The following is a 26,844-nucleotide window of genomic DNA, read 5'->3' as shown; positions in this document are numbered from 1 at the left end:
GTTTTTGACGATCTCGCCCACGTGGATGCGCCTTGCCATTCCCCCGCGCCCGCGCGAACATCAGCCCCAGGGAGGCGGAGAATGAGCATGCCAGGCTCGACCCGGCATTCTGCCGATAGCTTCGCTGGGCTGTTCGAAAGATCCGTCAGGGATTGCAAACGCGATCTTCTGGGGGTGGGAGCCTTCTCGCTGGTGATGAGCCTCCTGCTGCTCACGGTCCCCATCTACATGGTCCAGGTGTATGATCGGGTACTCGGCAGCGGAAGCCTCGAGACCCTCCTGATGCTGACCATCATCACGGTCGGCGCATTGGCGCTGCTGGCCATTCTCGATGGCCTCCGGCAAGCCATACTCGTGCGGATCGGCATGAGATTCGAAGCCTCCGTCGCTGCCCCCCTGCTCGCCGCCTCCATAAAGGCGTCGGCGCGCGAGGGCTCCTATGGCATCGATATGCTGCGCGAGGCGGCGCAAGTTCGCAGTTTCCTGGCGACGGGCGGCGTCACGGCCCTCTTCGACATGCCGTTCGCCCTGATCTTCATTGTCGTTGTCTTTCTCATTCACCCTCTTCTCGGTTTTGTGTGCACTCTCGGGGCCGTCATCTTGATCAGCCTGACCGCCCTTACCGGTTGGGCGGTAAGACGGCCGTTCAAAGATGCCTCGCAGAACTCTCTCGCCGCCCTCGAACAGGCCCAGGCCTTTATCCGGCAGGCGGATCTCGTGCATGCCATGGGCATCTATCCCGAAGCGATAGCGCATTGGGGGGCCAAGCACCTGGCCTCGCTGCGCGGCTGGCTCACCGTCGCCACCCGCAATAATATTCTCGCTTCGGTCTCGAAATTCGTGCGGTTGCTGATCCAGATCGCCATTCTTGGCCTTGGGGGGTATCTGACCCTGAAGCATGAGATCACCGGCGGCATGATATTCGCCGCCTCGCTCATAACCTCACGCGCTTTGCAGCCCGTCGAGAGCATCATCGCCGGCTGGAAGAACATCGCGCAAACACGGCTGAACCTCGCTCGGATCCGTTCGGCTCTCGCCGACGAAAGCCTCGCCCGCAGGCGGCTGGTCCCGCCCGCTCCGGAAGGAGCTATCTCGGTTGAAAAACTGGTCTATCAACCGGCGCCAAATCGCCGGCCCGTATTAAGGGGGGTGTCATTCGAGCTCGGAGTCGGCGAATCATTGGGCATCGTCGGCCCGGCGGGCGCCGGCAAATCCACCCTGGCGCGCATCCTCGTCGGCACGATCGAGCCAACATCCGGAAAGGTACGCCTGGACGGCTCCGAAATCAGTCACTGGCCGCGAGAGGCTCTCGGCCAGCATATGGGTTATCTGCCGCAGCAGCCGGAGTTCTTCCCCGGCACTATTGCCGAAAACATCGCCCGTATGCAGCAGAATCCGCCCGATGCGGCCGTGCTTCAGGCGGCGCGTATCTCGGGAGCAAACGAGGTGATCGTGCATATGCAAGATGGCTATGCCACTGAAATCGGACACACCTCGTTCGAACTATCGGGGGGACAGAAACAGCGCATCGGCCTGGCGCGCGCCTTCTATGGCGCCCCCCGCGTTCTGGTTCTTGACGAGCCGAACGCCAATCTCGACGTCCAGGGGGATGAGGCCTTGACCAAGGCGCTTCTCGCGGCCCAAGCCGACAAGGTGACGATCATCATCGTCGCGCAGCGGCCATCGGCCATCAGATTTGTGGACAAGCTGCTGGTCCTGATGGATGGACAGGTCGAGGCTTTCGGCGCCCGCGACGAGATTCTGCCCCGCATCACATCACGGCAGGTGTCCTCGAACGTCACCAGACTGGTGCCGAAAGGTCCGAGCTGATGTCAAGGATACTCGAGGCCTACTCCGCCTGGCACCGTCCGCTCAATCTCGACATCAGCCGACCGATGGTGGCTGGCCTGATGGCGATCGCGCTGTTTATTGGCGGTGGCGGAATATGGGCAGCGACCGCACCTCTTTCGGGCGCCGTCATCGCGCCGGGGGTCATCATCGCGAGCGGTGAAAACAACACCGTCGCCCATCTGGAGGGCGGCATCATTGATCAGCTGCTCGTACACGAAGGCGATATCGTCACCCAGGGCCAGGTCTTGATCCGACTGTCGCTGACCGCCGCTCAGGCCAATCTCGACCGGCTCGTGGATCAATACAACACATTGCGAGCCATGCTGACGAGACTGGAAGCCGAGCGCGACGGCCTGGAGGCCGTCACCTTCCCGGCCGATCTGTCGACAAGCGATAATCCCCGGACCCAGAGCATACTCAAGGGCCAGGTTGCCGAGTTCAATGCACGTCGGGACTCGCTCGCTTCCGAACTGGCCATCTATCAGAAGCAGATTGAGTCCACGAAGGAACAGATCGTCGGGTTCAAGGCCCAGAAGCAGTCGGCCGATCAGCAGTTGGAGTTGATCCAGACAGAGACGGCCGACGTGCAGCGGCTTTTCGACCAAGGGCTGGCACCGAAGACCCGCTTGCTGGCGCTGAAACGGACCGCCGCGCAACTCATCGGCGTGCAAGGCGACATCACGGCCAAGATGGCCGAGGCCGACCAACAGATCGCGGAGACCGAAAGCCGGATTTTGAATGCCCACAAGGACTGGATGGAAAAGACGGTCACTCAACTACGCGGTGTCGAAGTCGAGGCCGGTGACTTCGGCGAACGTGTCAAGGCGGCACGTGATATTGCCGATCGCATCGAGATTAAGGCGCCGGTGCGCGGTGTCATCGTCAAGCTCTTCTACAATACCCCCGGAGGGGTCATCGCACCCGGCCAGCCCGTACTCGAACTGCTGCCGATCGACAAGGCGCTTCAGGTGGAAGCCCGGCTCAATCCAGACGACATCAACATTGTGGCGCCCGGCGGAAAGGCACAACTCCGCTTCCCCTCCCTGCGCAAGCGCGTGATCCCCACGGTATCCGGCGAGATCGTCTATGTGTCGGCTGACCGGCTGATCGACAGGGCGACCCAGCTGCCCTATTACACGGTGCGGGTGAAACCAGCCGAGGAGCTGCCGCCGGAATTCGACCAGATCCGGCTGCTACCTGGAATGCCGGTCGAAGTCTTCGTCGAAACCGGAGAGCGGACTTTCCTCAACTATCTCGTCGGCCCGATCACGGAGACCTTTGCGCGCGCATTTCGCGAAAGATGAACTGACAAGTGGCGCCAGGAGGGAACATGCTTAGGCGGGTGAGTAAGAGGTGAAAGTTCCAGCGACCGGGAACCTGCTCGGCGTGTTCCACGATGTTGAGCTTCGTCACCTTGACCCTTCACGGCTTCGTGATGTAGTCTAACGATTACGGCTTTCTCCATAAGTGTCGGCCTCGGAGGGCGGGCCCTGGGTCTCGGCTCGCAACTAATCACGTGAGTGGTGCCGCCATGTTAGTCAATATTGATGAGTGCATGCCCATTTTGCGATGCCCGAGAACAGGAGAAGTTCTCTCGCGAACGGGAGACGTGCTCGTCTCCCAACACAATGGAACCAAATTCGAATATCCGATCCTGGACGGCACTCCGGTACTGATCGACTTCGACCACTCCGTCCTCGAGGAAGACAGGACCATTCAACAATCGGCCAGCAGCGTCATTGAACGGAAGAGCTATCGTGGTCCGTTGCTCTTCATCAAACACCTGCTGTCGCCGAGAAAGCAGAGCACGCGAGGCAATGTGGGAAAACTCGTCGAGCTCTTGCGAGACGTCAGCAAGCCCGCGCGTGTCTTGATCGTCGGCGGCGGCAGCATCGGCCAGGGAATGGACCCGCTCTATGCCGACCCGTCGATCCATCTTTACAGCTTCGATATCTATGCTTCCCCCTATGTTCAGTTTATCGCCGACGCGCACCAGATCCCTTTGCCCGACGAGTATTTCGATGCGATCGTGGTGCAGGCGGTTCTCGAGCATGTCCTTCAGCCCGCCGAAGTCGTGGCCGAAATCTGGCGCGTATTGAAGTTCGACGGACTGGTCTACGCCGAAACACCTTTCATGCAGCAGGTCCATGAAGGGGCATTCGACTTCACGCGCTATACGGATAGCGGGCACCGATATCTGTTCCGACAATTTGATCTGATCAAATCCGGTGCCAGCGGGGGCCCCGGACTGCAGTTCATGTGGTCGGTCGACTACCTCGCGCGCGGCGTTTTCCGCTCCCGGCGGGCCGGCAGCCTGGCGAAACTGGCTTTCTTCTGGACCCAATATCTCGACAGGTTCATTCCGGACGAGTATCAGGTCGATGGCGCAAGTGGCGTGTACTTTCTGGGCAGAAAGTCACGCGAAACTGTGCCCCCGCAGGCGATGGCCAGATACTACAAGGGCGCCCAGGCTCACCATTGACTGGAGCGGGCCCTCCAGTCAGGCGAAAACGAAATCGGCGCTCGTGATATTCGCGGCCGACAGGCTGTGTGTCGGATCGTCGAGGAGTATCGAGACCAGGTTTCCCGATGCGTCAAAGCCCTTGATGAGCACATCCCCACCCGCCACATCATACGCATATACAGTGCCTGGGGCTCCCGAACTGTTGTAGCTCTTTATGCCGAGCTTCTCCAGGACGATGCGATCGACCCCGTCTTCAAAGTCCATGATCACATCCTGACCGATTGTCGCGCCGGCTCCCTTGAAGACAAATTTGTCGGCATCCGCGCCACCCCACAGTATATCGACGCCGGCATCTCCCGAGAGAGTATCCGCGCCGGCGTCACCGTGCAGCTCATCATTGCCATCCCCGCCGAAGATGAGATCGTTCCCGTTCCCGCCATAGAGCTTATCGGCCCCGGCCTCGCCATCGATTGTGTCGGCTCCTGCGTCGCCAAAGGCCAGATCATTGCCGGCGCCGAGCTCTATTCTGTCATTGCCATTCCCGCCATGCGCTTCATCAGTGCCGCCTTCCGCATCGATGATATCGTTTCCGTCACCGCCGTCGAGATAGTTGTTGCCATCCCCGCCATCGACGAAGTCATTGCCGTCGCCGCCATAAACCCGATCGTCTCCGGCCTGCCCCTTAAGCGCGTCATCGCCGCCTTCCCCATAAATCGTATCGTTGCCGGCGCCACCACCCACCGCTTGCTGCGTCACCAAGCCTGTCGCCGGATCGATCCGATTGATGAACCCATCGTTTCCCGGGCCGGCATAGATAATGTCATCGCCCGGGCCGGCGTCGATATATTCCTCTCCGGCGCCGCCATAGATGGTATCGTCGCCCAGACCGCCGATGATGTGATCATGACCATCACCGCCATCGATGGTGTCATTGCCCTCCTTACCATCGAAACTATCGTTCCCCAGACCACCGATCATCATGTCGGCGCCGTCGCCCCCATCCAGGCGGTCATTGCCATCATTGCCCTCCAGATAGTCATCGCCGTCACCGCCTTGGATGTAATCGTTTCCAAGACCGCCATACAGCGAATCCCTGCCATTCCCGCCTTCGATGAAGTCGTTGCCGCCATTGCCCCAGATGAAGTCGTTGCCATCATACCCGTAGAGATTGTCGGCAGCTTCGGTTCCGTAAAGCTTATCGGCCAGGGGAGTTCCCTTAATATTCATCTTAGTCTCCCTGAGTGGGTGCGTGCCGCCACAAGCACATAGACGCGACTCAACGGCGTCTCGCTCGCCGAAATGTCGCCTAACCGCGATTCGGAACTTTTAGCACATTGGCCTGAACGCTTCCACGCACCTCGCTTGAGCCGCGCTTCAGCGGCCTCACGTAATGTCGAGATAGTCGAATTTTGCCGTAGAATTCAGCCCCTGCAGGAGGGTGGCCTGATCGAGTATCGAGTCGTTGTTCGTGTCGGAGAACAGCCAGCCGTCGGTTGTGCCCGCGACAAACACGGCGACCGTGCCGCTCGCCATCAGAGAGTTCGCGGTCGCCAGCGCGGTGGTGTAATTATTCGTCGTGATGGACCCTTCGGCATAGGCCGAAGACGCCAATGGGCTGCTGACAAAAGAGAAATCTATCTTATCCACTCCGGTCTCGAAGTCGGTTATCCGATCATAATTGGCGCTGTTGAGGGAAGAGTCTCCGGGATTGAAGACGAATGTGTCGGCTTCAGTGCCGCCCGTCATTGTGTCCTTTCCGGTCCCCCCGATCAACCGGTCGGATCCAGCCTGGCCCATCAGGGTGTCGGTTCCGGCTCCTCCATCCAGCAGATCCGCGCCGGCGCCCCCTTGGAGAGTGTCACTTCCTGCCTGGCCAAAGAGAAAGTCGTCGTCATTCCCGCCGAACAGCGAATCATTCCCGTCACCTCCGTTCAGCGTATCCGAGCCGGAATTGCCGTTGAGGGTATCGTTGCCCAGATCTCCAGACAGAATGTTGTTGGCCGAGTTGCCGTTGATCGTATTGTCGAGTGTATTTCCCGTCCCATTAATGGCGGCCGTTCCCGTCAAGGTGAGCGTTTCCACTTCCGCCGCCAGTATGTAGCTCACGGACGCGTTCACGACGTCGTTGCCGCCGCCCGCCAGCTCGGTTACGATGTCGTCATTCGAGCTGTTGCCGTCATCGGAGAAGGTGTCGACGGTATATGTGTCATCATCCGCGCCGCCCTCCATGATGTCGGCGCCGGTTCCGCCATCCAGCTTGTCCGCTCCCACGCCACCGCGAAGAGTATCCGCATCGGCGCCACCGGAAAGGGTGTCGTTACCATCTCCACCATCGAGCACGTCAGCGCCGGCATTGCCGGTCAGCGTATCATTGCCGAGCCCGCCCGATAGGAGGTTGTTGCCCGAGTTTCCAATGATGATGTTGTTGAGCTCATTGCCCGTACCATTGATATTATCGGTGCCAATAAGTGTCAGATTTTCCACTTCCGTCGGGAGACGGTAGCTGACCAGCGCATTGACCAGGTCGGTTCCCGCCCCGGCGACCTCGATGACCAGGTCATCATTGCCGTCGAAGCCGTCGTCCGAATAGGTATCGACCGTATATGTATCGTTGCCGACTCCTCCTTCCATGTGATCCGCGCCACCACCACCGTCGATGATGTCATTGCCCGCCAGCGCGAATATCGTGTCGTTGAGCGCCGTGGTCTGAAGCGCGAGATTGGCCGTTGTTGGCGTGATCGTATTGTTGCCGGAGGTGCCGGTGATCGTCCTGCCGACCTCACTCACATCCGTGACAGTGATCGCGAGCGCCTGGGTCGCCGTGAATGTGCCATCGGTCGCACCGATAATGACATTGTATGTGCCGTCGTTTCCGGCATCCAGCGGATGCTCGAAATCAGGCGGCGCAATGAACTGCAGAGCGCCGGTCGTTGCGTTGATGCTGAACAAGGCCGCGTCCGCGCCCCCGGTGATGACGTAAGTCGGGACTGTCCCATCGGCGTCGCTGGCGGCAACCGTCGTCACCGCCGAGGTATTCTCCGCGATGCTCAGTGTCGCCGTCGCGCCGCCGCCATTCGAACTTATGACCGGCGTGTTGTCATTGGCATTCGTGACTGTCACATTGAGTGTCTGCATAACGGTGTTGAGGCCATCGGTCGCCGAAACGATAACCTCGTAGGTTCCGTCAGTACCGGCATCACCGGGGTTCTCGAAGTCCGGAGCGGTCAGGAATTGCAGCTCTCCCGTGGCGGCATCAATTCCGAAGAGCGCCGCGTCGGCGCCACCTGCTATGGCATAACTGGGCGTTGTTCCATCAGCGTCCGTTGCCGCCACCGTCGTCACCGCGGTCGCATTCTCGGCGATGCTCAGTGATGCAACGGCGCCACCGCCATTGGAAGTGATGACAGGTGCATTGTCATTCACGTTGGTAACAGTCACAGAAAGCGCCTGTGTGTCGGTATTTGCCCCATCCGTTGCACCGACAATCACTTCATAGGTGCCGTCATGCCCGACATCCAGCGGATTTTCGGCATCAGGCGCCGAGACGAAACTCAGCGCTCCGGTGGCCGGGTCTATGGCGAACAGCGCCGCGTCCGCTCCGCCCAGGATGACGTAGCTCGGCGTCGGACCGTCGGCATCCGTCGCCACCACCGTCGTCACCGCCGTCGTATTCTCGGCAATGCTGATCGAGGCCGTGGCACCACCGCCATCCGAACTGATGACCGGAGCAGCGCCGTCGGCCACATCTGAAACAGTCACTGAAATGACCTGCGTATCAACGCCGCCATTTCCGTCAGAAGCCCGCACGATGACGTTGTAGATGTTGTTCCCGTCCGAATCCGTCGGATTCTCGAAATCCGGGGCGCTCGCAAAGGAAAGCGCACCCGTCGATGTATCAATCGTGAACAACGCCCCATCGTCGCCACCGGCTATCGAATAGGTCACGGTCTGGCCGGCGTCCACGTCGCTCGCCACAACCGTCGTGACTGAAGTCGAGTTCTCCGCGATCGTCAGCGCGGCCGTGTCGCCACCGCCGTCGGATGTGATTACCGGAGGATGATTGAGAAGATTTGCCGGAATGGTTCCATCGGCAAACTGGAAGAACTCCACATTCTTCACGAGATCGACTCCGTCCGGCGAGGACGGGCGCAGGTCCGTGATGGTGAATGACACCCCGTCCGCATTCAATACGATCGAATAGTCATCTCTATTGCCGGAGTATATGGCTGTATCTATATCGGCTGCGCCGTCGATCGTATCGTTGCCGGCACCTCCCTGCAGCAAGTCATCCCCGGCATCGCCGCGCATGAAATCGTTTCCGGCCTCACCGTACATGGTATCGTTGCCCGTGCCGCCGTACGTTTCGTCGTCACCAGCGCCGGCAAAAATCGTATCGTTGCCAGATCCGCCGTCCAGCTTGTCGTTGCCGCTGGTGCCGGGATCGTCGCCATAGAGCGTATCATCGCCGGCTTCACCAAAGAGGGTATCGCCCCCGCGCCCGCCATAGAGCACGTCATTGTCGTCGCCGCCCTCGAGACGGTCGGTTCCGGCGCCACCATAGAGCGTGTCATTCCCGGCACCGCCCTGGAGCAGATCGTTGCCTGAGATTCCATTGAAGCCGAGGTCGTCGCCATAAATCGTATCGTTGCCGACGCCGCCTCTTATCGTATCTGAGCCGCGATAGCCGAATATGAGGTCATTGCCCGCATCGCCATCGATAATATCCTTGCCGGCGCCGCCAATGACGATGTCATCGCCGTCACCCGCGTTGATGGTCACATCCTTCGCATAGTCCACCCCGCCGGCACCGTGGCCCGTCAGGTCCAGGAAATCGTTGCCGCCGCCCAGGAAAAACTGCTCGATTGAATCGAAGCCACCGACACCACTGCCGAACGTGCCGTTATTGTAAAGGATCGCGTCACTGAGATTCGAGCCAAAGAGAACGTCAGACGCGTTTCCACCCTGAATAAGATCGGTGGAAACCTGGACATTGGTCATGTTGACCACATAAGCGGAGCCGTCGGCGTTCTTGATGGCCGTGGCCCAGTTCAGGGAGGGCAGCGTCGCGTCCGGCCGTATATGGTCAAGATCGGTGTCGCGGGTAAAGGCAAAGAACATATCCTGCAGAGCCGTTCCGACGACTGTGAAACTTCCCAATGTATTGAAGAAATTTGCCATGACACTGCTCCTTACGCCGGTCAGCGTCCAGTCTGGAACCTCCACGAATTTTTATTCGCCAACCCTGCCAGGGGCGCGGCTCACTTGCGAACCAGGAAGCTGCCTAGCGCAAGTACATCCATTCCGGTTCCATGGAATGTACGAATGGCGTCGATCGACGTGCAGACGATCGGTTCGCCCTTGACATTGAACGACGTATTGAGGAGGACCGGTACTCCTGTGCGCTGCTCAAATGCTTTGATAAGCCGGTGATACAGAGGATCGACATCGGCATGAACGAGTTGGACGCGGACCGTTCCGTCAACATGCACAATCGCCGGCGCGTCGTTCTTCAACCGATCCGTAGCCCGGAACGCGATGATCATGAACGGCGCGTCGTCCCATCCATCGAGATATCGATCGGCGGCTTCGGCCGCCATGGATGGGCAGAAGGGACGCCAGGGCTCGCGGTATTTTATGACGGCATTGACGCGGTCGCGGGATTCGATATTGCGCGGATCGGCCAGGATGCTGCGGTGACCGAGGGCTCGAGGGCCCGCCTCCATCCTTCCTTGGAACCAGCCACAGACGCGCCCATTCGCAAGTTCCTCCGCCACCGTTGCCGCGATGTCGGCGGGCCGCTCATACTGAATACCGCAGCGCCGTAGTGTCGTTTCGATCTGCTCGTCGCTTTCCTCATAGCCGAGGTCCAGAGACTTGAGCTTCTCGGGCCGCCTTCCTGTGAGCTGCCAGCACGCGGCCAGAGCTGCCCCGGCCGCCGCCCCGCTGTCGCTGCAAAGCGGATGCGGGAAAATTCTCCGAATACCGTCGACATCGAACAGCTGTGTGTTCATCTTGACATTGAGGCCGACGCCGCCGCTTATGCACAGATTGGTATGTTGCGTGGTTGCGGCCCCCCAGGTAACCAGGCGCATCGCGGCAATTTCAAGGGCCTCTTGCGCCGCATAGGCGAAGTCGAAATGCCACTCCTCGATGGTCTCCTTATGTCCACGGGGGCGCCGCCCGAACAGCTCTGGAAGATCATCCGTGAAGCGGTCTGACCAGCTATGATTCCCATAGTGGATAAAGGCGGGATTGATCCTGTAGCCGATGCCGTCGGGGGGCCGGATAGACGATTTTGCTCATCGCGTCGCGGATGGCGGCCTGAGGCTTGCCATACGCCGCCAGCCCCATGACCTTGTATTCACCGTCATAAGCATCGAAGCCGAGATACTCCGTGCAGGCCGCATAAAACCAGCCGAGCGAATGGGGTATCGTTATTTCATAGATCGGCTTGATTTCGTCGCCACGGCAGGACCACAGAACGGTGCAATGCTGGTCACCCGAACCATCCACGGTAAGGCACAGCGCCTCATCAAACGGCGACTGAAGAAACGCCTGGACAGCATGGACATAGTGATGCGGCAAGGGGTAAATGCGCAGCCGATGATCACGGCCGAAGGCACGACGCCACGCGGCGCTGTGACGGTGCAGAACGGCGTCCTGATTGTAGTAGGAAAGAACAGTGTTCTGCCATCCTAGGGTCCTGGCGTCGACGTCCCACTCGCCTCGCAAGCCCTTGAAAAATTGCGCCATCTTCCCATCGGTATAGGATGGCACATCCCAGTTGATTCCTATGGCGGCAATGTCGCCAGGCCCGACTTTGGCGCTATCCAGACAGAATTCCAGCGCGTTGGTGGGGTACCAGCCCTTCGCATGCTTGTTGCGCAGGAATCTTTCTTCCTCCGCAAAGGCGAGCAGTTTGCCGCCGCGCACAATGCCCACCGCGGGGTCATAGCCGCCTTCAAAGATTCCAAGAAATACTTCTTCCATCTTATGATTCAATGCCCATCACAGCCAACACAACCACCTCAACCCTCATACGAGAGCAAGATCCGCGCCACCATAAACGACCGTTTCACAATACTTGTCGTATCAAAACGAATGCCTCAGCGGCAGAACGATGAACAGCCGTACCACGCGTGACGGCCAAAGCCCGCAGAGAATCGAGAGATCGTTGGTGCGGAAAGTCGCGCAATTGAGACTTGTAGGCCTGCATCGCCTCCAGCTTTCGCGGCAGCGTCGCCTCGATGTCAATGAACACATTCGGCACGAAGCCCGGCGTCACATAGGGTGCATTCCAATGCGTCTCGGATACCGTCTCATAGGCCAAAATCGTCCTTGGATATTCCGACTGATGCGGGCGCGCCGCCACCATTGCGGATAGAGCCGCGAGTTGATGATCCAGGTGAATATCGCCCACAAAGGGTAGAAGCAAGGCGGTAGGGGCCAGTTCGGCCACGACCTGACGCAAGGCCTCATTGAGGGTCCGGTGCGGGACCTCGGCCAGCTGCGCCGCAGGCTGGTTGAGCCATAAGACCTTCTTGACGCCCAGCAGCTCATTGGCTCGGCTTGCCTCGCTTTGTGTGCGGGCAAAGTATTCTTCAGTATAGGCCGGCGGGACGGCTTTTGTGACTATAGCGACCGTGACCTCCTTGCCGGCGGCCGATAGGCGCGCCATCGTGCCCCCTGCTCCCAGGACTTCGTCATCCGGATGGGGAGCGATGACAAGCGTGCGTGCAAACGCCTCGAGAGATTCAATCATCGCTCGTCTTGGACATTTGCTGCGTGCTTTCGGACGACCGGTATCGCCGAGGCCGATCAGGCGAGAGTGATGTCGCGCCTTGACGACAGAGCCGGAAAGGCGACGGCACACTATCAGTCCGCATTTGTGCCATGGATCGGGTCATTTCAGGGTTTATTGGTCGAATCCGTTCAGAACTACTACCGAGCCCAACACTAGAGCGCACCCTCACGCGCGGAAATATATCTTTAGATAGAGCCTCATGGCGGTCTCTAACTCGCATTTCCGTGGTACATCATAGCGTTGGGCACCTCTCCAGCGTCGCCGCCCGACCACAATTCTGAAGTCTCGTTCTGGGGCAGATAACCCGCTATAATGTTCCTCGGTAGACGTTGAGGGCGGATATGGATCGCCTGAACTACGCTAGGAAGCAATTCGCAAGTTTTCTAGATGGGCGCCCATTGCTCTGGCGCAAGGACCTGGGCGACTTCCTGTTCGCGATGGAGCCGGAACGGCTGATCAGCCTGTGCAGGCTGGTCTTCGCCGGCTTCGCATTTCTCGCCGTTTACCTCGATCCGACCAAGCCGGCGCGCAATGTCGATGAAACCTACTTCGTTCTGATCGGCTATCTCGCCTATTCGCTCCTGTTGTCCGTGACTTCCTTGCGGCTGCTGGCCTGGGACCCGCGCGGCCTGCTGATCCACGCCACGGATATCCTCACCGTCGGCATTCTGGTTCACCTCACGGGAGGCCCTGACAGCCCCTTCTTCGCGTTCTGGACCTTTACCCTGCTGACGGCGACGATACGCTGGAGCTGGCGCGGGTCGCTGATTACTGCCGCCATTCTGACTCTGCAGTTGATCGTGGTGAGCTGGGATGACGTTGAAATGTGGCTCAGCCAGGATTCCGAACTGAACCGCCTGATTCTCAGGGTCGGCTATATCCTGGTGGCGGCGGCGATGCTCGGATATTTCGGCGCGTACAGAGAACGCACGCGCAGCCGTCTCTCCAGACTGGCGACGTGGCCGCCCGAGGCCATCGCCCATGAGGATGACCCGCCTCTGGCAAATTCGCTGCAGCATGCGGCCGAGGTATTGGGCGCCGGCCGGGTGCTGGCGCTGATGCAAGAACATGACGAACAAGGTGGCCGCCTGGCCTACTGGATAGACACATCCTGGGGCTTCGTGGACATCCCCGACATGAGCGTCTGGCCGCTGGACTTGGCGCAGCGCGAGCGGGCCTTCTTCACCATGGTCGATCCCAAGAAGGCCAAGTCGTTGGCGCAGTCTTTGGAAGCGCTCCTTCCTCCGCTGGCAGCCACCTCCGACCCGATAGCCTCGCGGGAATTCGCCAGCTACTGCACGGCCCCCTTCAGGAGCCTTCACTATCATGGCAGCGTGTTCGTCCTCGACCCACGCTATCGCAATGAAGACATTCTCTCGCTCACACAGATCGTCGCCGCACGCATCGCGTCGGATCTGGAGAGATTCTCGTTGATCGGCGATCTGGCCGCCGCGGTGATCGCGCGCGAGCGCATCCGTCTCTCGCGCGACATGCATGACAGCGTGCTCCAGGATCTGGCTGCTGCCAATCTGCAGATCCAGGCGGTCGCGCACCTTCTGCCGCTGGATACGCGCCAGCAGCTGAACGAGGTAAGCTGGCTTCTGCAGAATCAACAGCGAAGAATCCGGAGCTTCATCGAGAGCGCCAGGCCAAATCGCGTCGTTACGCGGCACAAGCTGGAAGACCACCTGCAAGAATTCCTGAAGACGCTTGGACGGCAATGGAAATGCGGCCTGGAGCTCGACCTGAAACCGGCCGATCTCGAGGTGGAGAGCAGCGTCTCGGCCGACATCTGCCAGATTATTTCCGAAGCCACGGCAAATGCCGTCCGGCACGGCAACGCCAATCGGATCGCCGTGGAAGTCCGGCGGCTTGATGACAAGGTCCAAATGCGGGTGCGCGACAACGGAAATGGCTTTGAAACAAACAAGCAGCTGGAGATAGAGTCCGAACCCTACTCGCTCAAGGAGCGGGTCAAGGCGCTGGGCGGGCGAATGTCGTTGGTGAGTTCCAACCGGGGGATCGACCTTTCGATTGAATTTCCGCTGTGACCGATCCCGCAATCAAAAGAACGTCCGTGCTCGTTGCCGACGACCATCCGCTCGTCCTCAGGGCATTGAATGAGCTCATCGCCGGCCAACCGGATTTCGAAGTTGTTGCAACCGTCGCGGACGGAACGTCGGCCCTTGCCAGGGCACGAGAAATCCTGCCGAATCTCGCAGTGCTCGACCTGTCAATGCCGGGCATCGGCGGTCTCGAGCTGCTCAACATCATCATGATGGAGAGCCTGCCCATACGGGTGATCTTTCTGACCGCGTCAATTCCGGACGACGAAATCGTCTACGCGATCGAGGCCGGAGTATACGGCATTCTGCTCAAGGAAAGCGCGCCGGAAGCGCTTCTTTCCTGCATGCGGCAGGTCGCACTTGGCAAAAAATGGCTTCCGCCCGATCTCGTGGATCCGGCACTCGAGCGTCAGACCTCGCGCCCGAGACGACCGGGCTCCGAGAGCGACCTGCTGACGATTAGAGAGGCGGATGTCGTTCGACTGGTTTGCGAGGGACTGTCGAACAAGAGTATCGGCCGCAAACTCAACCTCTCGGAAGGCACAGTGAAGATCCATCTTCACAACGTCTACAGAAAGCTGGAAGTCAATAATCGGACCACATTGGCAAAGGTGGCACTGGGGTGGCGCCGATAGAGCCCGACGCGGCGGTGGGCGCTTGACATCGTGGGCCAGACGGTAGGATTTTGGAAATATCAAGTTCAGGAGTTGCGTTCGGACGTCAACTCCTGAGTCTGACCGAACAGGCTTTAGTCTCCATCCGAACTCCGATAAAAGGATCAACCGAATGGCTCTCGGCCTCCGAATAATCCGTGAAATCGTGCAAGCTTTGCTGCGCGCATGGAACAAGAAGGATGAGGGTAATAGCCTCGAGAATGCCGCACAAACCAGCACGGCCTCTGGCGATGGAGCTGCAAGTCAATCGACCGGGACTCCATCACGGCTGGCGAATGTACGGACCGTCCATGGCCGGCCATTGAATGCGGCCAGATTGCGTGCCGTAGAGCATCGATGCCTTATTCCGACGGTCATGGGGCATTGCGGAACTGCAAGGACCACCCCGCCCGGACAGGGCGCAGCCATTCGCTGCAAAAGGTCCAGCGAAGTTAATTGGCAAAGTCGGCCAGCAACAAGTCCGCTGGCAGGTGTCGCCACGTAAACTTGGTAAGGCGGCCAGGTAATCCGGATGCGAAAAAGCAGATACCGGCTTTCGCAAGAATCCCGCACCACGGATCGATCACGTCTAAGAACTTGGATTGATTCAACCCAATTTCTTCCTGCTCTAGACGGCTTCCGCGATCCGCATAAATCTTGCCCTGACGGACACTCCGCCTATAGGTTGCGCGTGTCGATCCGGCGATCGATTCGCCATCACAAACGAGACCGAACGCCCCATCGCAGAGTTCCTTCACCTTATCCTCCCCCGAAAGCTCCTCACTTTGGCCATCGACAATCACCGACGCCCCATAGGGACGCGCGAGTTCATCGCCCTCATGGCGATGTTATCGGCGCTCGATGCGCTGTCGATCGATGCGATGCTTCCCGCCTTGCAGGATATCGGGCGTGAATTCGCCGTCGTCCGGGAGAACGACACGCAGCTCGTCGTGTCGATGGTGTTCCTCGGCTTTGCGATCGGACAAGTTTTTGCTGGACCGCTCTCCGACAGTTTCGGCCGCAAGAAAATCGCCTATCTCGGACTTTCGATCTATCTCGTGGGTTCCCTCTGCGCCATGCTGGCACTGAGCTTTCCGATGCTGCTCGGGGCACGCGTGCTGCAGGGCGTCGGTGCCTCGATGCCCTATGTTCTCTGCACCGCGATCGTGCGGGATCAATATGCCGGGCGCGCGATGGCGCGAATCATGTCTTTCATCACGATGATCTTCATTCTTGTTCCGATGATCGCTCCGGCGATGGGACAAGCAGTGCTGCTCTTCTTCGACTGGCGCGCGATCTTCGCCTGCTATCTGGGCCTCGGTGCTCTCACGCTGGCATGGTTTGCCCTGCGCCAGCCCGAAACGCTGGCGCCCGCGGATCGACATCCGTTTTCAATCCGAAGGATCGTCGTGACGGCGATCGCGATCTGCGCCACTCGGGTCACGCGCGGCTATATCCTGGCGCAAGGTTTCATCATCGGCGCCTTCATCGGATATCTCTCGACGGCGCAGCAGATATTCCAAGGTCAGTACGGTCTGGGACCTCTATTTCCGCTGTACTTCGCGACGCTGGCGGCCTCGCTCGGGCTAGCCTCATTCCTGAACGGCAAGCTCGTCATCCGCCATGGCATGCTTCGTCTCTCCAAATCCGCGTTGACGGTGATGATCATGACGTCGGCGGGCTTTGCATTGGTGGCTTTCGCTCTCAACGGTCATCCGCCTCTCTGGGCGCTGATGATCTATCTGGCGGTGACCTTCTCGTGCGTCGGTATCCTGTTCGGCAATCTCTATGCGGCAGCCATGGAGCCTCTCGGGCATATTGCCGGCATAGGCGCCTCCGTGGTCGGCTCGCTCGCGACGCTGATCTCGCTGCCGCTGGCGACGCTTGTCGGCCAATCCTATGATGGATCGGTCCTCCCCTTGATCCTGGGCTTCGCCATCCTCGGCAGCTCTGCCGCCCTGGCCATCTGGTGGGGAAGGTTACGGGTGCCTCAGGAAGCCCGGCAAGGCTGATTGAAGAGCGGATATGGGGTCGCCCCTGCCCCTTTGCGCCGAAGTTGGAAATCTGTTACTTCCCGACGTGGGATGCGCGATATCGACCGCCAATTGTCCTCAAATTCAATGAACCTGCCAGTTTCCATCATGTGCTCTCCCCGACTGCTTTCCCATTCAACGTCCAGCCAGCGTTTTCACCATGCCGGTTGACGGCGAGCACGAGCGGATCGGCATCATCGGACTTGGATATGTCGGCCTTCCCCTCGCGGTGGAGTTCGGCAAGAAGCGGCCGACACTGGGCTTCGACATTCGCCCGGCGCGCATCGACGAGCTGCGCTCGGGACGCGACAGCACCAAGGAAGTCGATCCGGCCGAATTGACCGACGCCCGGCATCTGAGCTTCACCTGTGAGCCAGCCGAACTCGCGCAATGCCGTTATTTCATCGTCGCGGTGCCGACGCCCGTGGATCTCGCGAACCGGCCGGACCTGCGTTTATTGCACGAGGCTTCCAAGACTGTCGGTCAGGTCATGGGCAAGGGCGCGATCGTGGTGTATGAATCCACGGTCTATCCCGGCTGCACGCGCGATTACTGCGTGCCCATTCTGGAACAGTATTCCGGCCTCAAGATGAACGAAGACTTCTTCGTCGGCTACAGCCCGGAGCGTATCAATCCCGGCGATCGCCTTCACCGGTTGACGACAATCACCAAGGTCACCAGCGGATCGACCCCGGAAGCCGCACAGATGGTGGATGCGCTCTATGCATCGATCGTGACCGCGGGCACTCACAAGGCGCCCTCGATCGAAGTCGCCGAAGCCGCGAAAGTCATCGAGAACACGCAGCGCGATCTCAATATCGCCCTGATGAACGAGCTGGCCATCATCTTCAACAAGCTCGACATCGACACCGGCGACGTGCTGGCCGCGGCATCCTCCAAGTGGAACTTCCTACCCTTTCGGCCCGGCCTGGTCGGCGGACACTGCATCAGCGTCGATCCCTATTATCTGACGCATCGCGCCCAGGAGGTCGGCTACCATCCCGAAGTGATCCTGGCCGGCCGGCGCATCAACGACCAGATGGGCCCCTATGTCGCCAACCGGGTCGCGCGGATGATGATGACCCGCAGCTTTCCAGTGGTCGGGTCGCGCATTCTGGTGCTCGGGCTCGCCTTCAAGGAGAATTGTCCGGATCTGCGCAATTCGAAGGTCATGGATGTGATCGCGACCTTGCGCGAGTACAATGCCGAGGTCGAAGCCTGGGATCCGCAGATCGACACCGGCGCGGCGAAAGCCGAGCTGGACTTCGCCATTCTCGAGGACCCGCCACCGGCCGCTCGTTATGACGCCGTCATTCTCGCGGTCGGACACCGGGAGTTCGCCGAGCTCGGGGCGGAGAAGATACGTGCCTTCGGCCGTCCCGGAGCGGTCTTCTTCGATGTCAAAGGTCTATTCGCCAAACATGAAAGCGATGGTCGGCTATAACCATGAGAGTACTGGTCACAGGTGCTGCGGGTTTCATCGGCTTCCAAACCGCCCGACGGCTCATCGAGCGTGGTGACGAGGTCGTCGGCTTCGACGTGGTCAACGACTATTATGACCCGGCGCTGAAAGAGGCCCGTCTGTCACTACTCGCCAAATCGGCGACCACCGCGCAGGGAAGCTGGCGCTTCATTCGCGCCGACCTTGCCGACCGGGACGCCGTCAATGAAGCCTTCAGCGTCGGCGTCGACCGGGTGATCCATCTCGCGGCCCAGGCCGGCGTGCGGCACAGCCTCGCCCATCCGCACGACTACATCCATTCGAACATTCTCGGCTTCCTCAATATTCTAGAGGCGTGCCGGAACAATGGCGCGCCGCATTTGACCTACGCCTCGACATCCAGCGTCTACGGCGCCAACCGCAGGATGCCTTTCTCGGAGCATGAGGGGGTCGATCATCCGTTGCAGCTCTATGCCGCGACAAAGCGGTCGAACGAGCTCATGGCGCATTCCTACAGCCATCTCTTCCGGATACCAACGACGGGATTGCGCTTCTTCACGGTTTACGGTCCCTGGGGCCGGCCCGACATGGCGCTCTTCCTGTTCACGAAGTCCATTCTGGCGGGTGAACCGATCAACGTGTTCAATCACGGCAAACATACACGTGACTTCACCTATGTTGACGACATCGCCGAAGGCGTCATTCGCGCCTCCGATCAGATCGCCGAACCCAATCCAGCCTGGGACGCGATGCGGCCGGATCCCGCGACATCCGACGCGCCGTTCCGGGTATTCAACATCGGCAACAATAGTCCGGTCGCGCTGATGGAATATATCAATGCGATCGAGGAAGCCCTCGGCAAGAAGGCGATAATCAACTTGCAGCCGCTGCAGCCGGGCGACGTGCCCGATACCTTCGCGGATGTGTCATCCCTCGTTCAGGCGGTAGGCTACAAGCCCGCCACGCCAGTCCGCGAAGGCGTGCGGAAGTTCGTGGAGTGGTATCGCGACTATTACCGCGCATAGCCCACTTCGTGCCGGCGCGACGCCGTGAATAATCAATTCGCGCTTGCCGCACCTTCGTTCTTCTGGACCATCGAATTGAACCGGACCTCGCCCTTGGCGAGATAGTTCAGCTGCTCGACCAGGACATCCTTGACCAGATCGGTCTTGAAGCGCTCATTCACCTTGGCCGCCATCTGCTTCGTCAGCTCATCGACATTGTATTTGTCGAGCCGTTTGAAATCGATCTTCTCGCCACTGGCGAAGATCGTGCGGTAGGCCTCGTCGACCAGAAAGACATCGGGCGGTACCGAGAGCTTGCGCAATGTGGCGCCGTCGACGGTGAAGACGAACTGGGCAATGACATAGCCCTTGATCTCGCCATCAGAGAGCATGGGCACACTGATCGAGCTGGTTTTGACGTAATCGAGCCCACCGAAGAACTCGTCCGCCTTGCCATCAACCGGCGCATCGGCCTGCCACAACACCGTGGCATAGCTCGCCGCGAGTGTGACGAGGCAGGCCCATATGCCGACCAGAAGGAGTTTCACCACGGGCTTTTGTCCCGCGCCGACAGGCTATTGGAGTAGGTTCCATCTGACTCGCCGTCCCTGATCGTCTGGGCGACGAGCGTGGTAATCTCCCGGGCGGCGGCGAGGTGCACGGAAAGGGCAGCCTGATTGGCCGCGAGCTTGGTGCGCAACGCCTCCAGGCGCACCGCCGTCCCTGCGTCCGGACGCCCGCCGTCGAGCGCACGGACGGCGCGCATCAGATCGAGAAGGCCCCGGCTCTTGCGGTTGTTGAATTCCTGCAGATCGACGACCCGCCGCTCCCGCAGCGCCTCGGTCTCGGCTTCGATGATCGCTCCAATACGCTCCACCACTTCATTGAGGGCGCCGGATAGCGGGGAAACGGAAGGCATCAATGGCATCATCCTTCATTACGCAGGTCTGCGACATCGCCCGGCTCATCGGGCAATTGCTGGTCGGCCCTGGCAAGTTGCCCCTCGAGGAAAGGCAGATAGCTCGCCCAGCCGGAGAAAGGGACGGCGCGCGAAATCGACTCGGACAGCGAGAAGCCGGCTTGCGATCCCTCTTCCTGGGCGCCCGCGGCCTTCCTGGCTTCGTCCGCCAGAAGGCGGTCGGCAATGCCGATGCCGCCACTCTCCGCGATCTCGGTACCCATCTTTTCCGCCAGCTGCGACCGCCAGACCTCGCCCGCGGTGCCGCTGCCGAAATTCGCTTCCGAGCCTTTCGGCAGCATGCTCTCGACGAAGCTCTGGATGAAGAAGGCCTCGAACGACCGGTAGGCGTCCGGCACGTCCTGCCCCCCCGGACGCGCCATCGTCTGGCCGCATGCGGCAGGTTGCGCGGCAGGCCTCACATCGCCGACAAAGCTCGCGAACTCGTGGCGGGTCGAGTCCGTCGCCGGCCGGCCGGTGAGCTTTTCGATGGCCGCCTGCCGGCGCGCCGGATCGGCGGCCCTGACGACATCGAGCACGATATCCGAAGGCGGTTTGATCGCCATGGGCAGAATTCTCCCGATTGGGCCTCGATTCTGCCAGTTGAACCTTACCGGAGGCTGGTCTTCGGCGGCAGCGCCGCCCGGTCGATCAGGTCGACGAGTTCACGCCTCTCCTGCTCCCTCTCCCAGCTCCCGCTCATCCCGGCATGCAGGCGTTCCGTGCGCTTTCTCTGCTTCGCCCGCTCGAGGAGCCTCTTCGAAACCCTGTCCTGCTCGGATCTCAAATTGGCCTCCTCCTCGTCGATGGCGCGCAGCCGCTTCGCCATCGGGTAGATAAAGGCGGCATATAGCGTGTCATGCCGGTCGAGAGCGTCCAGAAGCTCGCCCCTCTCCCGTCCCAACGCCGCCTCGCGCTGCTTCAGCACTCCGAGCTTGCATTCCTCGATGCGATGGAGCTCGGCCTGGACTTCAAGGATGCGGGAGAGAGAGCGCAGGCGCTTTTGCATCGGATCACTGCATCCTGAGCCAGTCGGCAAGGGAGGTGATGTAGATGGTCAGGAAATCCCCGAGCGTGAAATACAGCAGGATCAGCCCGGCCATCGTGATGAAGGGCAGAGAAACGAAGTATACGGGAATCTGCGGGGTGAGCTTGTTGATGAGCCCGATGGCCAGATTGAAGATGATGCCGAAGACCAGGAAGGGACCGCTCATGCGCAGCGCCAGCAGGAAGGTCTCCTGCATGCGATCGGCGATCTGGATGAGCCCGCCCTGAACGCTGAATGCCGTCCCCACCGGCCATGTGGCGTACGAAGCCACCAGCACGCCCAGAACCTCCCAATGGAGGTCGGTAATGAAAAAGAGGACCGTCGCAATCATGGTGACCAGCGAAACCAAGGACGGCATCGGCTCGGCCTCATCGATGGGAACGCCCGGCAGCGCGCTGAAGCCGACATAGCTGGTCATGGCCATGACCATGAATTGCAGGGCAAGAAAAAGATCCGGCCGAGAAGGCCGATGAGCGAGCCGGTAAAGGTCTCGGTCCCTATCAGATAAAGCAGAGAAGCGGGTGATGCGCCCTCGACCACCGGCCGAACCGACTCGAGCAGAAGCGGGCTCAGGGCCAGGGAAACCGCGAAGGAGATGAAAAGCCGGACCTGGGTGGGCACACGCGGGCTCGAAAAGCCCACCATGAGCATGAGACAGCCTCCGATCCGGCAAAAGATCGCAAATACGGCGAGGACCGTCGAAGGTCCAAGCTCGGTCACGACAGCGCGCCCAACGACTCGATCTGCACGCCCCGCGCGATTTCGACATGGGAGAGAACGGGAAGCGTCGGGAACAAGCGTTCGACGATCATGCGGACATAGGGTCTGGCATCGGGCGCGGTGACGAGGACGAAACGCTCCCCCTTGTCGAGGTGTTTGCGAATAACCGCCGAGGCATCGGTGCCGAACTGCTCGATCATGCGCGGATCGATGTCGAACTCGATTACCTCTCCCTTGACGTCGCGTTTGAGGCTCTGGTGGAAAGCGAGCTCCCAGCGATTCCCCAGCCGCAAGACCTTGAGCACGCTATTCTCCACCAGATCACCCCATATCTGCGGTGCGATACGCATGCGGACATGCTCGGCGATCTGCTCGGGGCGACGCGCATGCGGCGCGATCTCGGCAACGGCTTCGAGAATGAGATTGAGATTGCGCACCGATACCCGCTCGGCAAGGAGGAGTTTGAGAACGGCCTGCAGGCCCGAATGGGAGATCTGCGACGGGCTTATCTCCTCGATGAGGCGCTTGTATTCGGGCTCCAGCCGGTCGAGAAGCGCGCGCAGATCGCGGTAGGACAAGAGCTGCGCCAGATTACTGCGGATAACCTCGCTCATATGCGTGAGGAGAACGGAAATGTTGTCGATCGCCACGAAGCCGTCGCGCTTCACCTCACTGGCAAACAGTTCCGGGATCCACATGGCCTTCATTCCGAAGGACGGCTCGCGGATCTCGTCACCCGGCACGTCGGGCTTGCGCTGATCGCCGGTCAGCACCAGCACCTCGCCGATGCGCAGGTCATAGGTCGCGCAGACCGTGCCGTGGATCTTGATCTGGTAGCGCTTGGGCGGCGAGGTCAGGTCGTCCGACAGCTTGATGTCCGGCACCACGAAACCATATTGGCTCGCGAATTTCCGCCGCATTTTCTTCACACGGCTGGCGAGCTCGCCATGCGCGGCGAGGAACTGTGTCGCCAGTTGCTTGCCGAGGCATAGCTCGATCTCGACGATCTTGAGCGATTCCCTGACCGACTGGCGCGCCTCCTCCTCGGCATGCCGTTCCGCCGCCTTTACCTTCGCCTCCTCGGCTGCCAGGCTCTGTGCGCGCCGGCGCGGAATGGCGAAGCCGATCGAGGCCATGGTGGCGCCGAGCAGCGCGAAAGGCAGGAAGGGCAGACCAGGCGTCAGAGCCAGCACCGCCATGAGCAGTGCCGCGACCATGAGGGCACGCGGATAGTTGCCGAGCTGGCCGAAGACGGCCTTGTCGGCTGAGCCGTGATTGCCTCCCTTGGACACGAGAAGGCCGGCGGCGAGCGAGACGATGAGGGCGGGCACCTGGGTCACCAGGCCGTCGCCGACCGATAGCTTGGTATAAACGTCGGAGGCATCCGCGAGCGTCATGCCATGACGCGTCACACCAATGACGATGCCGCCGAAGATGTTCACCGCCGTGATGATGAGGCCGGCAATGGCGTCGCCGCGCACGAATTTGGAGGCGCCGTCCATGGAACCGAAAAAGGCGCTCTCCTGCTCGAGCTCGCGCCGCCGTCGCTGGGCTTCCTTGTCGTCGATGAGTCCGGCCGAGAGATCCGCATCGATCGCCATCTGCTTGCCGGGTATGGCGTCCAAGGTGAAGCGGGCGCCGACCTCGGCGATACGTGTGGCGCCTTTCGTGATCACCAGGAAATTGACGGTGATGAGGATGACAAAGACGATGACGCCGATGACGAAGTCGCTGCTCATCACGAGCTGCGAGAAACCGCCGATGACGTGGCCGGCAGCGGTCGTGCCCTCCGAGCCATGGGTGAGGATGAGGCGGGTCGTCGCGATATTGAGCGACAGACGCAGCATCGTCGCAATGAGCAGCACGGTCGGAAAGGCGGAGAAATCAAGGGGGCGCTGAATCCAGAGCGCCACCATCAGGATGAGGACGGAAAGAGCGATCGAGAAAGCCAGCCCGATGTCGATAATGATGGCGGGGATAGGAAGGAAGAGCACCGTCAGGATGAAGATGATGCCGACGGCGAAGCCGATATCCCGCCCATTTCCCTTGACGGGCGCGGCGTAGCTGGAGACTGCCAGATCACTCATAGATCATATTCCATAGTCGGAAGACGATCTTGGCGGGTGAACCTTGCGCGGAGGTGTCTCCGCCCGCTAGCGCGCATCCCGGCGAAGTGGAATCACTTCGCCGAGAAGGATTCGCGCCACATAAATCTCTTGGAGCAAATCCTGATCGCCAAAGTCTTCAACTTTGGCGGGATTGCTCCATGGGGATCAGAAGCCAGTCTCTATGCGAGCATAGATCATTTCGGTGAAGGTAAAGAGCTGCGCCCCGATGAAGGGCGCCGTCAGGGCGATCATGACGAAGATGATGAGGATCTTCGGGACGAAGGTCAGCGTCATCTCCTGGATCTGGGTCAGCGCCTGGAACAAGGCGATCACGATGCCAATCGCCATCGCCGCCGCAATGGCAGGACCCGAAGCGATGATCACCGTCCAGATCGCTGCCTGGACGATGTCGAGCGCGTCAGCCTCATTCATGAGCCGGAGACGACCACACCCGGACCGATGGGAAGCTGCTTGTCGCCTTCCAGAATGGCGACGGCGCCGCCCGAGATGATCTTGATGGCCGTGACCTTGCCGCTGATGGCACCGTCAGCCGAGGTAATCGTGCGTCCGATCAGGCTCTCGGCCTGACCGAGAGCCGATGTCGTCAGCAAGGCATCGAGCTTGTTGTTCGTCTTGATCGCCTGCTCGACATTCGAGAACGAGGCGAGCTGCGCCATGTATTGCGTGGCGTCATTGGGCTTGGTCGGGTCCTGGTTCTTCATTTCGGCGACGAGGAGGCGCAGGAAAGCATTGTAGTCCAGCGAGGCCGCAGCAGCTGAGCCGGGAGCCGGAGCCGTGTTCGCGCCCGTTGCGGAATTCGTGCCATTCACTTGCATGCCAGTGCCTCCTGCTCCTGTTTGGACCGTGTAAATTCGGGCGAAAGTTTCGTGGCCAGAATCTCGCTTTCGCGCGGGAACAAGGCGCGCAACGCCTTCAATGCCTCGAAAGTTCTGCCGTTTGTCACCAGACCATCGATGAACTTGAGCTCCGCCAGAATGGCGGCATTCTCGAAGGCCGCGAGCGATGCGGCATGAAACTCCCTGTACAACGAAAGTGACTGCGGCGCGGTCGCCGGATCCATCAAGATCGTCTGCACCACGAAATAGAGCTGTTTGAGCGGCGTGGTGGCATCCTCGGCCTGCAGCACGTGGTTCTCGAGAAGGAAGGTTGCGGCATTGAGGAATTCGAGCGACACGCGGCGATCAACCCTGAGCGCCGCGCCATTGATGAATATCCGCTCGCCCGGTTGAAGCGATATGCGGATCGACGTGCTCACTTGAGACCATCCCGGATGATCGATGAGATATCGATCAGTCCCTTGAAGCTGCGCGCCTTGTCCTCACGGGTGATATCGGCTTCCTTGAGTATCCAGAAGCCAATGGAGATCAGGTCGGCGCGCAGCTTTTCGGGCAGATCATTGCCGGGCCTGGCGAGGTCCTCCAGCAGCAGAGACCACAGACGCTGCACATAGAGCAAGGCCTCCAGGGCCACTCTCGACTCGCCGCCCTGCTGATCGGCCTCGCGCAGGAGCTCGATTGACCGGTCGAGCGCCAGCCGCTCGCGGTCTCGCGACGTGGAACCGGCGTCATTGATGATCTCGCCGTAAGAGAAATGATACATTACGCACCCATTTTTCGGTTCACTAGAGATAGTTCAGCAAAGAGAGCTTCTGGATCCGCCCGGTCAGTGCATAGGCGGTTTCAATCTGCGACATCAGCGTATTGACCCGGGTTGCTGCCTCATAGGGATCCACGGCCTCGAGCGCGTTGATCTCCTTGTTCAGGATATCGGCCTGCAGCGACATACGCTCATTGGCTTTCTCGAGCATCTCCTGCGCGGTCCCGAGGTTCCCCTGGGCCGAAGCCATCTCCCCCATAGCCTCTCCCAGAACCTTCATCGCGGTGTCGACGATCGCGCGGCCAGCCTCCTTGTTGAGGTTCTTGATCCCCAGATCGGCCACCATGGTGATGGCTTCCGCCAGCTTACGGATCCCCGGCGCGTTGGCGTTCTCGCCTGTGGCGATCGTCTCCGTCCCCGAAATGCGACTCTTGGCGTTTTCGCTCGAGGCCTCGGACCAGTTGGCCGTCCAGGCCGCCTGGTCGAACAAGGCGGCGAACTCGTTGTCGAGAAAGTCCTGCATATCAGCGGCGGTAATATTTGCCGCCGCCGGCGCCGATTGGGAGACGCCGAAGCGGGTCATGAAGGCGTCGGCGACAGCCTGGCGCGCCGCCGATTGCGGCGTGTCATAGTAATCGGCGACCGGCTTCACCTGATTATTGATGCCAGCAAAGATATACTCACCATTGACCGTGGTATTGAGGCCGGAAATCAGGGCATTCATCGCCGCCTCGGCCTTTCCCTGAGCAATGCTCGGATCCGATGTTCCGCTATGCGCGACGGACAGGGAGTTGAGCAGTTCCTGTCCGTTGGTACGCAGGCTGCTCATTATGTTCTGGGTCATGTCGAGCCGGGTCTTGACCAGCCCGTTGGCGTCGATGTTGCCTTTGAGCCTCGCGAAATCATGCCGGAAGCTGAGCGTCTGCGCGGTGCGGTGGCCAAGTTCCAGGCCGATATCGGCGTGCCGACGCGTGCCGAGTTCCTTCTGCGCCTTGAGGAGCTGCGTCTGCAACTCGGCGATGGAGCGGCGCGGCATATCGGTGAGCGAAAGCGTGGAGATATAGGATGTCTTCATGT

24 protein-coding genes and 1 pseudogene are annotated in these 26,844 nt (G+C 60.2%); 8 read left to right on the top strand and 17 right to left on the bottom strand.

The window, feature by feature from the left end:
* The first annotated feature begins 81 nt into the window (after positions 1-81).
* The 3 genes from G5V57_RS20665 (at position 82) to G5V57_RS20655 (ending at position 4,333) form a co-directional block, all read left to right on the top strand.
* Complete coding sequence (locus G5V57_RS20665) at positions 82-1,830, top strand: type I secretion system permease/ATPase (RefSeq protein WP_165169437.1); 1,749 nt, start codon at positions 82-84, stop codon at positions 1,828-1,830.
* Complete coding sequence (locus G5V57_RS20660; protein ID WP_371744570.1) at positions 1,830-3,155, top strand: HlyD family type I secretion periplasmic adaptor subunit; 1,326 nt, start codon at positions 1,830-1,832, stop codon at positions 3,153-3,155. The genes G5V57_RS20665 and G5V57_RS20660 overlap by 1 nt, the downstream gene beginning before the upstream one ends.
* 227 nt (positions 3,156-3,382) lie before the next feature.
* Positions 3,383-4,333, top strand: coding sequence for a class I SAM-dependent methyltransferase (locus tag G5V57_RS20655; protein ID WP_165169435.1), 951 nt, complete (start codon positions 3,383-3,385; stop codon positions 4,331-4,333).
* Between the two features lie 18 nt (positions 4,334-4,351).
* Here the strand turns inward: G5V57_RS20655 and G5V57_RS20650 are convergent, their stop codons facing one another.
* The 5 genes from G5V57_RS20650 to G5V57_RS20630 form a co-directional block, all read right to left on the bottom strand.
* Positions 4,352-5,542 (bottom strand): calcium-binding protein, encoded by a 1,191-nt coding sequence (locus tag G5V57_RS20650; RefSeq protein WP_165169434.1) that lies wholly within the window; start codon positions 5,540-5,542, stop codon positions 4,352-4,354.
* Between the two features lie 156 nt (positions 5,543-5,698).
* A complete protein-coding gene (locus G5V57_RS20645; protein ID WP_165169433.1) occupies positions 5,699-9,493 on the bottom strand; it encodes a cadherin domain-containing protein in 3,795 nt (1,264 codons plus the stop codon).
* A gap of 80 nt (positions 9,494-9,573) precedes the next feature.
* Positions 9,574-10,557 (bottom strand): carbamoyltransferase C-terminal domain-containing protein, encoded by a 984-nt coding sequence (locus G5V57_RS34905; RefSeq protein WP_256378692.1) that lies wholly within the window; start codon positions 10,555-10,557, stop codon positions 9,574-9,576.
* Positions 10,538-11,305: a carbamoyltransferase N-terminal domain-containing protein gene (locus tag G5V57_RS20635; protein WP_165169432.1), complete on the bottom strand. Its 768-nt coding sequence runs from the start codon at positions 11,303-11,305 to the stop codon at positions 10,538-10,540. The genes G5V57_RS34905 and G5V57_RS20635 overlap by 20 nt, the downstream gene beginning before the upstream one ends.
* 85 nt (positions 11,306-11,390) lie before the next feature.
* Entirely contained in the window at positions 11,391-12,077 is a 687-nt protein-coding gene (locus G5V57_RS20630; RefSeq protein ID WP_165169431.1) for a PIG-L deacetylase family protein, read from the bottom strand.
* Positions 12,078-12,460: 383 nt separating this feature from the next.
* On the opposite strand from G5V57_RS20630, the gene G5V57_RS20625 reads away from it, so the two are divergent.
* Together G5V57_RS20625 and G5V57_RS20620 are read left to right on the top strand one after the other, a co-directional pair.
* Positions 12,461-14,170, top strand: coding sequence for a sensor histidine kinase (locus G5V57_RS20625; RefSeq protein ID WP_165169430.1), 1,710 nt, complete (start codon positions 12,461-12,463; stop codon positions 14,168-14,170).
* A 26-nt stretch (positions 14,171-14,196) separates the two neighbouring features.
* The gene (locus G5V57_RS20620) at positions 14,197-14,820 is read left to right on the top strand and encodes a response regulator transcription factor (protein WP_246737301.1); all 624 of its coding nucleotides are present in this window, start codon (positions 14,197-14,199) and stop codon (positions 14,818-14,820) included.
* Positions 14,821-15,290: 470 nt separating this feature from the next.
* Here G5V57_RS20620 and G5V57_RS20615 read toward each other — a convergent pair whose 3' ends face one another.
* Complete coding sequence (locus G5V57_RS20615) at positions 15,291-15,596, bottom strand: hypothetical protein (protein ID WP_165169429.1); 306 nt, start codon at positions 15,594-15,596, stop codon at positions 15,291-15,293.
* A 27-nt stretch (positions 15,597-15,623) separates the two neighbouring features.
* Here G5V57_RS20615 and G5V57_RS20610 point away from each other — a divergent pair, with 27 nt between their 5' ends.
* From G5V57_RS20610 to G5V57_RS20600, 3 genes are all read left to right on the top strand, one after another.
* The gene (locus tag G5V57_RS20610) at positions 15,624-16,850 is read left to right on the top strand and encodes a multidrug effflux MFS transporter (protein ID WP_256378593.1); all 1,227 of its coding nucleotides are present in this window, start codon (positions 15,624-15,626) and stop codon (positions 16,848-16,850) included.
* A 181-nt stretch (positions 16,851-17,031) separates the two neighbouring features.
* Positions 17,032-18,315: a nucleotide sugar dehydrogenase gene (locus G5V57_RS20605; protein WP_165169427.1), complete on the top strand. Its 1,284-nt coding sequence runs from the start codon at positions 17,032-17,034 to the stop codon at positions 18,313-18,315.
* Positions 18,316-18,317: 2 nt separating this feature from the next.
* The gene (locus G5V57_RS20600; RefSeq protein WP_165169426.1) at positions 18,318-19,337 is read left to right on the top strand and encodes an NAD-dependent epimerase; all 1,020 of its coding nucleotides are present in this window, start codon (positions 18,318-18,320) and stop codon (positions 19,335-19,337) included.
* A 32-nt stretch (positions 19,338-19,369) separates the two neighbouring features.
* On the opposite strand, the gene G5V57_RS20595 is transcribed toward G5V57_RS20600, so the two are convergent.
* The 11 genes and pseudogenes from G5V57_RS20595 to G5V57_RS20545 all read right to left on the bottom strand — a co-directional run bounded on the left by G5V57_RS20595 (position 19,370) and on the right by G5V57_RS20545 (position 26,842).
* Positions 19,370-19,867 carry a hypothetical protein gene (locus G5V57_RS20595; RefSeq protein WP_165169425.1) on the bottom strand — a complete coding sequence of 166 codons (498 nt, stop codon included), beginning with the start codon at positions 19,865-19,867 and terminating at the stop codon, positions 19,370-19,372.
* The gene (locus G5V57_RS20590; RefSeq protein ID WP_165169424.1) at positions 19,861-20,235 is read right to left on the bottom strand and encodes a flagellar protein FlgN; all 375 of its coding nucleotides are present in this window, start codon (positions 20,233-20,235) and stop codon (positions 19,861-19,863) included. The genes G5V57_RS20595 and G5V57_RS20590 overlap by 7 nt, the downstream gene beginning before the upstream one ends.
* An 8-nt stretch (positions 20,236-20,243) precedes the next feature.
* On the bottom strand, positions 20,244-20,840 hold the full coding sequence (locus G5V57_RS20585) for a rod-binding protein (protein ID WP_165169423.1): 597 nt from the start codon (positions 20,838-20,840) through the stop codon (positions 20,244-20,246).
* A 44-nt stretch (positions 20,841-20,884) separates the two neighbouring features.
* Complete coding sequence (locus G5V57_RS20580) at positions 20,885-21,283, bottom strand: hypothetical protein (RefSeq protein WP_165169422.1); 399 nt, start codon at positions 21,281-21,283, stop codon at positions 20,885-20,887.
* 4 nt (positions 21,284-21,287) lie between these two features.
* A pseudogene (locus G5V57_RS20575) lies at positions 21,288-21,967 on the bottom strand (flagellar biosynthetic protein FliR).
* A gap of 71 nt (positions 21,968-22,038) precedes the next feature.
* A complete protein-coding gene (flhA, locus tag G5V57_RS20570) occupies positions 22,039-24,129 on the bottom strand; it encodes a flagellar biosynthesis protein FlhA (RefSeq protein WP_165169421.1) in 2,091 nt (696 codons plus the stop codon).
* A gap of 186 nt (positions 24,130-24,315) precedes the next feature.
* Positions 24,316-24,582: a flagellar biosynthesis protein FliQ gene (gene fliQ / locus G5V57_RS20565; protein ID WP_165169420.1), complete on the bottom strand. Its 267-nt coding sequence runs from the start codon at positions 24,580-24,582 to the stop codon at positions 24,316-24,318.
* Positions 24,579-24,986, bottom strand: a complete 408-nt coding sequence (gene flgD, locus G5V57_RS20560; protein ID WP_165169419.1) for a flagellar hook assembly protein FlgD — start codon at positions 24,984-24,986, stop codon at positions 24,579-24,581. Before flgD ends, fliQ begins: the two co-directional genes overlap by 4 nt.
* The gene (flbT, locus tag G5V57_RS20555; RefSeq protein ID WP_165169418.1) at positions 24,977-25,426 is read right to left on the bottom strand and encodes a flagellar biosynthesis repressor FlbT; all 450 of its coding nucleotides are present in this window, start codon (positions 25,424-25,426) and stop codon (positions 24,977-24,979) included. Before flbT ends, flgD begins: the two co-directional genes overlap by 10 nt.
* On the bottom strand, positions 25,423-25,770 hold the full coding sequence (gene flaF / locus G5V57_RS20550; protein WP_165169417.1) for a flagellar biosynthesis regulator FlaF: 348 nt from the start codon (positions 25,768-25,770) through the stop codon (positions 25,423-25,425). The genes flbT and flaF overlap by 4 nt, the downstream gene beginning before the upstream one ends.
* A 22-nt stretch (positions 25,771-25,792) precedes the next feature.
* Positions 25,793-26,842, bottom strand: coding sequence for a flagellar hook-associated family protein (locus G5V57_RS20545; RefSeq protein WP_165169416.1), 1,050 nt, complete (start codon positions 26,840-26,842; stop codon positions 25,793-25,795).
* Positions 26,843-26,844 lie beyond the last annotated feature (2 nt).

It is taken from the genome of Nordella sp. HKS 07, from assembly GCF_011046735.1.
In the GTDB taxonomy this organism is placed as follows: domain Bacteria; phylum Pseudomonadota; class Alphaproteobacteria; order Rhizobiales; family Aestuariivirgaceae; genus Taklimakanibacter.
This window is presented reverse-complemented; position numbering and strand designations above follow the sequence as displayed.